The sequence below is a fragment of the Brooklawnia sp. genome (assembly GCF_049651565.1).
Lineage (GTDB): Bacteria > Actinomycetota > Actinomycetes > Propionibacteriales > Propionibacteriaceae > Brooklawnia.
Map to the genome: position 1 here is coordinate 1 of NZ_JBASCI010000092.1, position 11,496 is coordinate 11,496.

Here is an 11,496-nt window from a genome sequence, read left to right on the forward strand (position 1 = left end):
CGCGAAGGCGGTGAACAGGTCTGGCTGACTCATGGCGCTCCCACGATAGCCGCCCCTGACCAGACCACCCGCAACCCTGACTGGTCCCCCATCTGCGCCGGTGGACCTTGGGCATTCAACCATCGCACGGCAAGCTTGAATACATGATGTTCATCTCGTGGCTTGTCCTGGGCCTAATCGCAGGACTGATCGCCAAGGCGGTCGTCGGTGGCGGCGGCAACTGGCTCATCACGATTCTGCTCGGCATTCTCGGCGCCGTAGTGGGCGGCTGGATCGCGTCACTGCTCTTCAACATCAGCCTCGGCGGCTTCTGGAACCCCATCACCTGGATCATCGCCATCCTCGGCGGTTTCCTGGTCACCTTCCTCTACAACAAGCTGACTGGCAGGACCCGCGCCTGAGATCGGGCGCAAACCAGCCACCCGAACGCCCGGAGTTCACGCTCCGGGCGTTCCTTTTCTTTCCTGGGCTGGCGCCTGGCGCTCGTCCTGCTTGCCAGACCCTGACGTTCTCGCCGCCCGTCTTGATGGACCCCCCAGCCGGGCCCGCCGGTGACCTGCCCCAGACCGCACCGGCGGGAAGCAGCGCAGAGCCCCAGCTTGGGGCCCGGCCGCGGCCCGGCCGGGCACTACCCGCCCAGAAGCACCGATACTGCACACGAAACGCCCCCAGGGCGTACACATTGCGTTCCTGGGCACGGATCCTGTCCATCCCCGAGGATCAACCACGCCCCACCGGCGCCGCTCTGGATCCGGACAACGACCAGAGCGTGACGCACTCGACGCCTCCAACGCGACGGGGCCCGACCCCGGTCCCGGCCTGCCGAGCGCTATCCGTGTCGGAGATGACCTAGACCAGCTTGCGGTCGGTGGCCCACTTGGTCAGCTGGTAGCGGTTGCTCAACTGCAGCTTGCGCAGCACGTTTGACACGTGCGTCTCGACGGTCTTGATCGAGATGAACAGCTCGCGGGCGACCTCCTTGTAGGAGTAGCCGCGGGCGATCAGCTTGAGCACCTCGCGTTCGCGTTGGCTGAGCCGGTCGAGGTCCTCGTCGACGGACGCCACGTCGATCGAGCCGGAGAACGCGTCCAGCACGAACCCGGCCAGCCGGGGCGAGAAGACCGCGTCGTTGGTGGCGACCCGGCCGATCGCGATGATCAGGTCGGGGGTCGAGATCGACTTGGTGACGTAGCCGCGGGCGCCGGCCCGGATGACCCCGATCACGTCCTCGGCGGCGTCGCTGACCGACAGCGCCAGGAACTTCACCTCGGGGTGGCTGGCATGCACCTGCTTGACCACCTCGGCACCCCCGCCACCGGGCAGGTGGACGTCGAGCAGCACCACGTCGGGCAGCGTGCGCCTGATCGCGGCCACCGACGTGGCGACATCCTCACCCTCACCAACGACCTCGACCTGGTCGGACGCCTTGCCCAGCTCGTGCCGGACGCCGGCGCGGAAGATGGCGTGGTCGTCCACCAGGACGATGCGCCAGGGCCCGCTGCGCTCCGGGCTGGCCTCGGTCTCGTTGGCGGTCATGCCTTCATCTCCAATCGGATCTCGGTGCCCTCTCCGGGCGCTGAACGAACTCGCGCGGTGCCGCCGTGGCGTTCCATGCGCCGGATGATCGACCCGCGCACCCCCATCCTGTCATCTGCGATGCCGGACAGGTCGAAACCCTTGCCGCGGTCGCGGACGAAGACCTGCACCACCGGGTCGCCCTCGTCGCGGTCCACCTCGGCGTAGACGTCGATCAGACCGGCCCCGGAGTGCTTGGCAGCATTCACCATCGCCTCCCGGGCGGCCTGCACCAAGGCCTTCAGGTCGTTGTCGAGGTCGATGTCGCCCACGCACACCACCTCGACCGGGACGCCGTGCTCATCCTCGACCTCGCCGCCGGCGGCGGCCAGGGCGGCCTGCAGGGTCTCGGGGCCGGAGGGGTCCGCGTACAACCAGTTCCGCAACTCCCGTTCCTGTCGGCGGGCCAGCGCCGCCACCTGGCGGGGGTCGTCGGACTGCCGCTGGATCAGCGCCAGGGTCTGCAGCACCGAGTCGTGCAGGTGGGCGGCCATGTCGGCCCGGGTGTCGGCGATCAGCTTCTCCTCGCGGGCGGAGTCCAGCTTGCGGCGGTAGCGCAGCACCCATGGCGCGGCGACCATCCCGACGCCGGCCAGCGTGAGGCCGGCGACCCACAGCACGGTCGGCAGCTGGCCGACACCGATCTGGGATGCGGCCATCATCGACACCGCGGCTCCGACCAGGCCCATGCCCAGCACGATGCGCAGCGTCGCCGACCACTTGCGGGTGCCCAGCAGCGGTGCCACCCATTGCGGGACGCCGGAAGGTCCGGTTTCGCCGTCGTCGGGCGCGTCGGCCTGCAGCCAGACCAGGGCCACCCCGATCGCGGCCACGATGGCCGGCCAGAAGACCGCGTTGGCGATCCCCAGCCCCAGCGCCTGGGCGAGCATCACCAGCCCGAAGCCGATCATCAGCACCGCGGTGACGCGTCCGACGTTGGAGCCGCGCCGCTGCCCGACTGCCTCCTCGCGCAGCCCCTGGTGGCTGGCGGCCTTCAGGCCGGGCGGCCGGTCATCGGGTGGGGTGTCGGGCAGGACCATCCACAGCACGCCGTAGACCGCGACGGTCAGGATGTTGCTGAGCGTCAGGCCGATGAAGCACAGCCGGATCAGCCAGGCCGGCCAGCCGAGGTGCCGGGCGATGCCGCTGGCGACCCCGCCGAGCCAGGCTCCGTTGCGGTCCCGGTACAGCGGTGGTCGAGTGGGGTGCGACCGGCCGGCCGGTGACTGGTTGGCCGGGGACGCCGGGTGCGACACGCCAGGTTGCTGGCGCTGCGTGGCCTGCTGCTGCGGTGCCTGGTCGGGTCGGGGTGGCTGATGCTGTTGCTGGGACGCCGGCGGTGCCCAGCCGTAGGACGGCCACTGCGGTGGTGGCGAGTACCGGGCCGGGACGGGCGCCGGATCGGCCGGGTTCACTGCCGGCCGGGGGCCGCGTCCGGTCTGCCGCCAATTGCTCGTCACGTTCCCAGCCTCACACGACCCGACCCGCAATTCCACCTGAGGATGCCCGGATCATTCCCCTGAATAGGGGTCTGTTCGGGGACGATACCGATACGGTTATCCGATCCCGGTGGCCAGACTTGAACCATGTCCGCCGGCGTCCCCCCTCCACAGCAGCAGTGGCCGCTGCGACCGGGCGCCCGCGTCCCCAGACCAGACCTCAGCGAGGAGTTGCTCGCGCTCGAGCGCGATCCAGGCAGTGGAAAGCTGACCGGTTTGAGTGTCGCCCTGGCGAACCTGCTGGGCATCGACGTGGTGCTCGTCCGGGCGCTCTTCGTCATCACCGCGTTGAGTTCCGGCTTCGGCCTGATGCTCTACCTGGCGGGCTGGTTGCTCACCCGGGACGCCAGAACCGGCGTGGCGCCGCTGGACCGGGTCGGGACGAACTGGCACCGCTACCCCGGTCGGGTGGTGATCGGCTGGGCCTTGGCGCTCAGCGCCCTGACCTCGATCACCTTCGGCAGCGCGCTGGGGGCCAACTGGCTCTCGGTGGTCATCCTGGTCGCCACCATCTGGCTGGGCTGGCAGACCAGCCGGCGTCCGGCAGCCACGGTTGGGGCCCCGCCGGTGGTCGTACCGCAACCGCAGCAGCCGAGCCAGGCCCTCGAGCCTGGCGCGCATGCGGTGCCCAGACCCCGGCACAACACGATCCCGATGTCGGTGCTGGTGCTGTGCCTGGCCGGGCTGGCCGCTGGGGTGTCGCTGGAGGACCAGCGGAACCTGCCGCTCGCGCTGGCCATCGCCCTGCTGGTGATCGGGATCGGTGCGGTTGTGATCGCGTGGCGTGGCCGGTCGTCGCTGCTGGTGGTCTCGGGGTTGCTGGTGGCCCTGGGCCTGGTCGGGGCGGTATTCGTGCAACCGCTGATCGACGCCGAGTACCGCACCATCTCCGATCAGGCGCAGCTGACCGACCTGGTGGTGTCGAACAGCGACTACATCTTCGACGTCAGCCATGTCACCCTGAGCGACGACCTGACCTGGACGGTCACGGTTGATTCGGGATCGGCCGGGTTCATCTTCGCCGCCGACCAGAACATCGATATCCGGATCGACCACGTCGACTCCTGGGTGGTGCTGGACCCAGACACCTTCCAGACCGGCACCGGGAACGTGGACTTCCGTCGGGTCAACACCCGGGATGAGCCGGTGCTGACGGTCGTGATCGAGGCCAACGGGTCGGGGGTGTGGGTTTCGTCATGAACCGGCGACCAGGCATCGGAACCCTGCTGTGGGGGATCGCGTTCATCGTTGTCGCGGTCGTCGTCATCCTGCGCACCGAGGGCGTGGTGATCAGTCTGCCGAACTCCGGTGTGGTGCTGAGCCTGACGGTGATCGCGATCGGTGTGGTGGCCCTGGCCGTGACGCAGCGCGCTGAGCGCACCCGGCCACCCGAGACCGGGAGTTGACCCGCATCGTGCCCGAACAGACTTCAATTGACTACGAACCAACCGCATCCCAAGGAGGAGCAGAAATGACCAACCGTCAACTGGTGCGCAGCCGTGACCACCGAGTGATCGCCGGGGTGTGCGGCGGCCTGGGCGAGTTCTTCGAGATCGACGCGAACATCGTGCGGGTGGTCGCCGTGATCACCTCGATGTTCAGCGCCGGCCTGGTGATCGGTGCCTACCTGGTCGCCTGGCTGATCATCCCCGAGCAGGGCAGCGGCCAGACCGGTGCCGACCAGTTCTACGACCGCTACGGCGACTACAAGCGCCGTCGGGAGGCCCGCGGCGCCGGCCAGCCGGACACCCCGCCGGCCGACACCTTCCGCGCCGACGAGCAGTAGACCGGACGCCTGACCTGCCCGAGTGGTTCTACTCCCACTCGATGGTGGCCGGGGGTTTGCTGGTCACGTCCAGTACCACCCGGTTGACCTGGCGGCACTGGTTGGTGATCCGGGTGCTGATCCGCTCGATCACCTCGTAGGGCAGCCTCGACCAGTCGGCAGTCATGGCGTCCTCACTGCTGACTGGTCGCAGCACCACCGGATGACCGTAACTGCGACTGTCGCCCTGCACCCCGACCGACCTGACGTCCGCCAGCAACACCACCGGCATCTGCCAGACCTCCCGGTCGAGCCCGGCGGCGGTCAGTTCCTCGCGGGCGATCGCGTCCGCCTCGCGCAGCAGGTCGAGCCGCTGCGCGGTGACCTCCCCGATGATGCGGATCGCCAGCCCCGGCCCCGGGAACGGCTGCCGCCAGACGATCCCCTCCGGCAGGCCCAACTCCAGCCCCGCGGCTCGCACCTCGTCCTTGAACAGCGTGCGCAGCGGTTCGATCAGGGTGAACTGAAGGTTGTCCGGCAGGCCACCGACGTTGTGGTGGCTCTTGATGTTCGCCGCTCCCTCGCCGCCGCCGGACTCCACCACGTCCGGGTAGAGCGTGCCCTGCACAAGCAGGTCGACGCCCTGCTCGCCGGCCACCTGCCTGGCCGCGGCCTCGAAGCTGCGGATGAACTCCCGTCCAACGATCTTGCGCTTGGTCTCCGGCTCGGTCACCCCGGCCAGCGCCTGCAGGAACCGCTGCCGCTCGTCGGCCACCACCAGCCTGATCCCGGTGGCGGCCACGAAGTCGGTCTCGACCTGCTCGGCCTCGCCCTTGCGCAGCAGCCCGTGGTCGACGAAGACGCAGGTCAACTGGTCACCAACAGCCCGCTGCACCAGTGCAGCCGCAACGGCCGAGTCGACACCGCCGGACAGCCCGCACAGCACCTTTCGATCGCCCACCTGGGCGCGGATCGCCGCCACCTGCTCGGCCACGAAGTTGGCGCTGGTCCAGTCCGGGGTGCAGCCCGCCACCTTGAACAGGAAGTTGGTCAGCAACTGCTGGCCCTGTTCGGTGTGCAGCACCTCCGGGTGCCACTGCACCCCGGCCAGCCGGCGCCGCGGATCGGCGAACGCCGCCACCGGGGTGACCGGGCTGCTGGCCAGCGTCACGAAGCCCTCCGGCGCGGTGGCCACGGCGTCCCCATGGCTCATCCACACCTGCAGGACGCCTGGCAGCCCGTCGGTGAGCAGCGACCCGGGCCGCACCTCGACCACGGTACGTCCGAACTCGGAGGTGCCGGTGCGGGCTACCACACCACCCAATGACTTCGCCATCGCCTGGAATCCGTAGCAGATGCCGAGCACCGGCACCCCGGCGGCGAACAGGTCGCCATCCACTTGCGGGGCCCCGGACGCGTAGACCGACTGCGGCCCGCCGGACAGGATGATCGCCTGCGGATCCCGCGCCAGCACCTCACCGGCCGTTGCGGTGTGCGGCATGATCTCGGAGTAGACGTGGGCCTCTCGGACCCGCCGGGCGATCAGTTGCGCGTACTGCGCGCCGAAGTCGATGACGATGACCGGCCGTGGTGCCATGCGCGCAAGCATATGACCGCGGACCGCCATCGGCGGTCGCGGGCTGGCGAGGCATTCCTGACGAGATCAGTACCCCCGGGGGCATGGAATTATTGCCGAGCTGTCGTGGCTCTACCACTATGACAATTTTCAATGACGTCACTGCCCTTGTCGGGCGCAGCCCGTTGGTCAAGTTGAATCGCCTGACCGAGGGTCTCGATGCCACCGTGCTGGCCAAGCTCGAGTTCTACAACCCGGCCAACTCGGTCAAGGACCGGATCGGTGTCGCGATGATCGACGCCGCCGAGAAGTCCGGCCAGCTCCAGCCCGGCGGCGCGATCGTCGAGGCGACCAGCGGCAACACCGGCATCTCGCTGGCCATGGTGGGCGCGGCCCGCGGCTATCGGGTGATCCTCACCATGCCGGAGACCATGAGCAAGGAGCGGCGCGGCGTGCTGCGTGCCTTCGGTGCCGAACTCGTACTCACCCCCGGCTCGGAGGGCATGAAGGGCGCGGTCGCCAAGGCCGAGGAGATCGGTGCGGCCGAGGGTGCGGTGCTGGTTCGCCAGTTCGAAAACGAGGCCAACCCGCGCATCCACTACGAAACCACCGGTCCGGAGATCTGGAACGACACCGACGGCAACGTCGACATCCTGGTCTCGGGTGTCGGCACCGGCGGCACCATCAGCGGCGCGGGTCGCTACCTGAAGGAGCAGAAGCCCGACCTGGTGGCGATCGCGGTAGAGCCGGCCGAGTCGCCGTTGCTGAGCACCGGCAGCGCCGGGCCGCACAAGATCCAGGGGCTGGGCGCCAACTTCGTCCCGAACACCCTCGACCGCAACATCTACGACGAGGTCATCACGATCGAGTCGCCGGTGGCCATGCAGGTCGCCCGCGAGCTGGCCCGCAAGGAAGGCATCTTCGCCGGCATCTCGTCGGGCGCCAACGTGCAGGCCGCGCTGCAGGTGGCCGCGCGTCCGGAGAACGCCGGCAAGACCATCGTCACCGTGGTCTGCGACTTCGGCGAACGCTACCTGTCCACCCCGCTGTGGGCCGATCTCGTCGACTGAGCCCGCCCAAGGGTGCTTGGATTGCCTCGTGAGCATCTTGTCGAGGATCCGGTTCGTCGCCTCCCGGGTGAACGAGGACCTGGCCGCCGCGCAACGTGAGGATCCGGCGGCCAGGTCCAAGCTGGAGGTGGCGATCATCTACTCCGGTTTGCACGCGATCTGGATGTACCGGATAGCACACCTGATGTGGCAGCGGCCGGGCATGCGGTTCTGGGGCCGGTGGCTCAGCCAGTTCGCCCGTTCGGTCACCGGTATCGAGATCCACCCCGGGGCGACGATCGGACGCCGGTTCTTCATCGACCACGGCATGGGCGTGGTGATCGGCGAGACCGCGATCATCGGCGACGACGTGCTGATGTACCACCAGGTGACCCTCGGCGGGCGCGCTCGCGGCCGGTTCAAGCGGCACCCAACGATCGGCAACCGGGTGCTGATCGGTGCCGGCGCCAAGGTGATCGGCGACATCACTGTCGGCGACGACGCCAAGATCGGCGCGAACGCGCTGGTGGTGAAGGACGTCGCGGCCGGCGCGGTGGTCGTCGGCATCCCCAGCAACGTCCATCGCGGCGACGTCATCGCCTGAGCTGCGGCTTGGACATCGCTGCGGGTGCCGGCCGGTGGCTACCGCTGGCCGGGGGCGGCGTGGTTGTGGTTGTCGGCGATCCGCAGGTGGTGTTGCACCACTTCGCTGACGATGAAGTTCAACAGCTTCTCCGCGAACTCCGGGTCGAGGTCGGCCTGGTCCGCCAGCGCCCGCAGCCGGGTGATCTGGCGGCGTTCGCGTTCGGGGTCGGCGGCCGGCAGGCCGTGGGCGGCCTTCAGCTCGCCCACCCGCTTGGTGAACTTGAACCGCTCGGCCATGATGTGCACGATCGCGGCGTCCAGGTTGTCGATGCTGCCGCGCAACGCCAGCAGTTCGTCCGGCAGGTCCGGGTCGGTGTCGGCCATGTCAGTGGATGATCAGGTCGATCCGCTGGAACGCCTTGACCTCGGTGTACCCGGTGGACGCCAACGCCCGCCGCAGCGCACCCACCAGGTTCATGGTGCCGTCCGGGCTGTGTGATGGGCCGAGGACTACCTCCTCAAGCGTGCCGACCTGCGCCACCGGCACCCGGCGGCCGCGCGGCAGGTTCTCGTGCCAGGCCTCCTGGCCCCAGTGCCAGCCCTGACCGGGAGCCTCGGTGGCCCTGGCCAGCGGCACCCCTAGCATCGCGGCGTCCGCGCCGCAGGCCAACGCCTTGACGACGTCGCCGGAGTGCCCCATCGAGCCGTCGGCGATGACGTGGACGTAGCGGCCGCCCGATTCGTCCAGGTAGTCGCGGCGGGCCTCGGCGGCGTCCGAGATGGCGGTGGCCATCGGCACCTCGATGCCGATCACCTGCGCGTTGGTGCTGGTGGCCGCGCCGCCGAACCCGACCAGCACGCCGGCCGCACCGGTCCGCATCAGGTGCAGCGCGGTCTGGTAGGTTGCGCAGCCGCCCACGATCACCGGCACCTCGAGCTCATAGATGAACTTCGCCAGGTCGAGCGGTGCGGCTGCGTTCGAGACGTGCTGGGCGCTGACCGCGGTGCCGCGGATGACGAAGAAGTCGAGCCCGGCCCGCTCGACGACGTCGGCGAACTGCTGGGCGTTCTGCGGGCTGAGCGCGCCCGCAACCGGGACGCCGGCCTCCCTGATCTGGCGCAGCCGCTCGGTGATCAGTTCGGCCTTGATCGGCTCGGAGTAGATCTCCTGCAGCCGGCGGGTGGTGCACGCCTCGCCGAGTTCACCCATCTCGTCCAGCAGCGGCTGCGGGTTGGCGTAGCGGGTCCACAGCCCCTCCAGATTGAGCACCCCCAGGCCGCCGAGCTCACCGAACGCGATCGCCGTGGCCGGGCTCATCACCGAGTCCATCGGCGCGGCCAGCAGCGGGAACTCGAAGGTGATGGCGTCGATCCGCCAATCCACGTCGACGGTCTCGATGCCGCGGGTGCGGCGGGTCGGCATGATCGCCACGTCATCCAACGAGAATGCGCGGGCCGCCCGCTTGCTGCGTCCGATGTCCTGCATGGGATCCTCCTTGCCCTCGGCCCGACCAATCTAGCGTCCCGGCGCAGCTGCTACCCCTTGCTCGCGTAGTTGGGAGCCTCGACGGTCATCTGGATGTCGTGCGGGTGCGACTCGCGTAGGCCGGCAGAGGTGATCCGAACGAACCGGCCCCTGGCCTGCAGCTCCTCGATGGTGCGGGCACCGGTGTAGAACATCGACTGGTGCAGTCCACCGGTGAGCTGGTACAGCACCTGGCTCAGCGGGCCGCGGTAGGGCACCTGGCCCTCGATGCCCTCCGGGATGATCTTGTCGTCGCTGGCCACGTCGGCCTGGAAGTAGCGGTCCTTGGAGTAGCTCATCTTGCGGCCGCGGGTGGCCATTGCGCTCAGCGACCCCATCCCCCGGTAGCTCTTGAACTGTTTGCCGTTGATGAAGACCAGCTCGCCGGGGCTCTCGTCGCAGCCGGCCAGCAGTGAGCCGAGCATCACGGTGTCGGCGCCGGCCACGATCGCCTTGGCGGTGTCGCCGGAGTACTGCAGCCCGCCGTCGCCGATCACCGGGACACCGGCCGGCTTGGCCGCCCGGGCCGCCTCGTGGATCGCGGTGATCTGCGGCACCCCGACGCCGGCCACCACCCGGGTGGTGCAGATCGAGCCGGGGCCCACCCCCACCTTGATGCCGTCCGCGCCGGCCTCGATCAGCGACTTGGCCGCCTCGTAGGTGGAGACGTTGCCGCCGATGATGTCGACGTCGCGGGCCGCTGGCTCCGCCTTGAGCCGCTTGATGAACTCGTACTCCGCCCGCGAGTGGCCGTGCGCGGTGTCGACCACCAGCGCGTCCACGCCCTCCTCGACCAGCGCCATCGCGCGCTCCCAGGCGTCCCCGAACACCCCTACACCGGCGGCGACCCGCAGCCGGCCCTGCGGGTCCTTGGCGGCGTGCGGGTACTGGTCGGACTTGACGAAGTCCTTCAGGGTGATCAGGCCCTGCAGCCGGCCCTGCTCGTCGATCAGCGGCAGTTTCTCGATCTTGTTCCGGGCCAGCAGCGCCAGCGCGTCGTCCCCCTTGGTGCCGACCGGCGCGGTGACCAGCGGCATCGGGGTCATCACGGCGCCGACCAGCCTTTCGGGGTCGGTCTCGAACCGCATGTCGCGGTTGGTGATGATGCCGAGCAGCACCCGGTTGCTGTCCACCACCGGCACCCCGCTGATCCGGTAGTTGGCGCACAGCTGCTCAACCTCGGCCAGCGTGGCGTCAGGGCTGATGGTGATCGGTTCGTCGATCATGCCGGCCTCGGAGCGCTTCACCTGATCGACCATGTGCGCCTGCTCGGCGATCGACAGGTTGCGGTGCAGGACGCCCAGGCCGCCCTCGCGGGCCATCGCGATCGCCATCCGTTGCTCGGTGACGGTGTCCATCGCCGCCGACAGGAACGGCACGTTCAGGGTGATCCGACGGCTGAGGCGGCACCGGGTGCTCACCTCGCTGGGGATGACGTCGGATTCCCGGGGCTGCAGCAGGACGTCATCGAACGTCAGGCCGAGGGCCTCGAACATGGGCGGCACACCGGCTGGAGTCAACTGGTCGGGCACAGGTGAGTTCCTTAGGTCAGGTTGGCTGAGGCGGCCAGTCTAGCCCCGCGACTCCATCGCATCAGCGGCCAGGCGACCGCCAGCGCAACGCCCTGCACCAGCGGGATCGGCCAGCCCGCATAGTCGAGCAGCACGCCGGTGAGCAGCAGGCAGCCGGTCACCGCGGTCACCCAGTCGACTGCCCGCGGGCTGAGCACCACCGCTCCCAGCAGGACGCCGCCCCACAGCGCGTACCACGGCTGCAGGCTGGGGTACGTGAACGCGAACGCCACCAGTCCCCAGGCGGCGAAGGTGACCGGACGCGAGGCTCCGTACCGCCACAGCAGCCACCCGATGACCATCGCTCCGAAGGTCAGGAAGATCGGGCCGACCACGCCCATCACGCCGGCC

Annotated in this window: 12 protein-coding genes and 1 pseudogene; 6 read left to right on the forward strand and 7 right to left on the reverse strand. The window is 69.2% G+C overall.

Annotated features, from left to right (window positions below; translation table 11 throughout):
- Window positions 1-143 precede the first annotated feature (143 nt).
- Window positions 144-401: a GlsB/YeaQ/YmgE family stress response membrane protein gene (locus tag WBL05_RS04370; RefSeq protein WP_424224012.1), complete on the forward strand. Its 258-nt coding sequence runs from the start codon at window positions 144-146 to the stop codon at window positions 399-401.
- A 448-nt stretch (window positions 402-849) separates the two neighbouring features.
- On the opposite strand, the gene WBL05_RS04375 is transcribed toward WBL05_RS04370, so the two are convergent.
- Window positions 850-1,536, reverse strand: coding sequence for a LuxR C-terminal-related transcriptional regulator (locus WBL05_RS04375; protein ID WP_424224013.1), 687 nt, complete (start codon window positions 1,534-1,536; stop codon window positions 850-852).
- Complete coding sequence (locus WBL05_RS04380) at window positions 1,533-3,035, reverse strand: PspC domain-containing protein (protein WP_424224014.1); 1,503 nt, start codon at window positions 3,033-3,035, stop codon at window positions 1,533-1,535. Before WBL05_RS04380 ends, WBL05_RS04375 begins: the two co-directional genes overlap by 4 nt.
- A gap of 126 nt (window positions 3,036-3,161) precedes the next feature.
- Here WBL05_RS04380 and WBL05_RS04385 point away from each other — a divergent pair, with 126 nt between their 5' ends.
- The 3 genes from WBL05_RS04385 to WBL05_RS04395 all read left to right on the forward strand — a co-directional run bounded on the left by WBL05_RS04385 (window position 3,162) and on the right by WBL05_RS04395 (window position 4,860).
- Window positions 3,162-4,274, forward strand: coding sequence for a PspC domain-containing protein (locus tag WBL05_RS04385; RefSeq protein ID WP_424224015.1), 1,113 nt, complete (start codon window positions 3,162-3,164; stop codon window positions 4,272-4,274).
- Window positions 4,271-4,480 (forward strand): hypothetical protein, encoded by a 210-nt coding sequence (locus tag WBL05_RS04390; protein ID WP_424224016.1) that lies wholly within the window; start codon window positions 4,271-4,273, stop codon window positions 4,478-4,480. Before WBL05_RS04385 ends, WBL05_RS04390 begins: the two co-directional genes overlap by 4 nt.
- A gap of 65 nt (window positions 4,481-4,545) precedes the next feature.
- The gene (locus tag WBL05_RS04395; protein WP_424224017.1) at window positions 4,546-4,860 is read left to right on the forward strand and encodes a PspC domain-containing protein; all 315 of its coding nucleotides are present in this window, start codon (window positions 4,546-4,548) and stop codon (window positions 4,858-4,860) included.
- A 28-nt stretch (window positions 4,861-4,888) separates the two neighbouring features.
- Here WBL05_RS04395 and guaA read toward each other — a convergent pair whose 3' ends face one another.
- Window positions 4,889-6,436, reverse strand: a complete 1,548-nt coding sequence (gene guaA, locus WBL05_RS04400; protein WP_424224018.1) for a glutamine-hydrolyzing GMP synthase — start codon at window positions 6,434-6,436, stop codon at window positions 4,889-4,891.
- A 119-nt stretch (window positions 6,437-6,555) separates the two neighbouring features.
- Between guaA and cysK the strand changes: the two genes are divergently transcribed.
- Both cysK and cysE read left to right on the forward strand, forming a co-directional pair.
- Entirely contained in the window at window positions 6,556-7,485 is a 930-nt protein-coding gene (cysK, locus tag WBL05_RS04405) for a cysteine synthase A (RefSeq protein ID WP_424224019.1), read from the forward strand.
- A gap of 28 nt (window positions 7,486-7,513) precedes the next feature.
- On the forward strand, window positions 7,514-8,068 hold the full coding sequence (gene cysE / locus WBL05_RS04410; protein WP_424224020.1) for a serine O-acetyltransferase: 555 nt from the start codon (window positions 7,514-7,516) through the stop codon (window positions 8,066-8,068).
- Window positions 8,069-8,106: 38 nt separating this feature from the next.
- Here the strand turns inward: cysE and WBL05_RS04415 are convergent, their stop codons facing one another.
- The 4 genes and pseudogenes from WBL05_RS04415 to WBL05_RS04430 all read right to left on the reverse strand — a co-directional run.
- Window positions 8,107-8,433 (reverse strand): chorismate mutase, encoded by a 327-nt coding sequence (locus tag WBL05_RS04415; RefSeq protein WP_424224021.1) that lies wholly within the window; start codon window positions 8,431-8,433, stop codon window positions 8,107-8,109.
- Between the two features lies 1 nt (window position 8,434).
- Window positions 8,435-9,535 carry a GuaB3 family IMP dehydrogenase-related protein gene (locus WBL05_RS04420; RefSeq protein WP_424224022.1) on the reverse strand — a complete coding sequence of 367 codons (1,101 nt, stop codon included), beginning with the start codon at window positions 9,533-9,535 and terminating at the stop codon, window positions 8,435-8,437.
- Between the two features lie 50 nt (window positions 9,536-9,585).
- A complete protein-coding gene (gene guaB, locus WBL05_RS04425) occupies window positions 9,586-11,070 on the reverse strand; it encodes an IMP dehydrogenase (protein WP_424224023.1) in 1,485 nt (494 codons plus the stop codon).
- A gap of 47 nt (window positions 11,071-11,117) precedes the next feature.
- Window positions 11,118-11,496 (reverse strand): annotated as a pseudogene (locus WBL05_RS04430) (hypothetical protein); the annotation flags it as partial.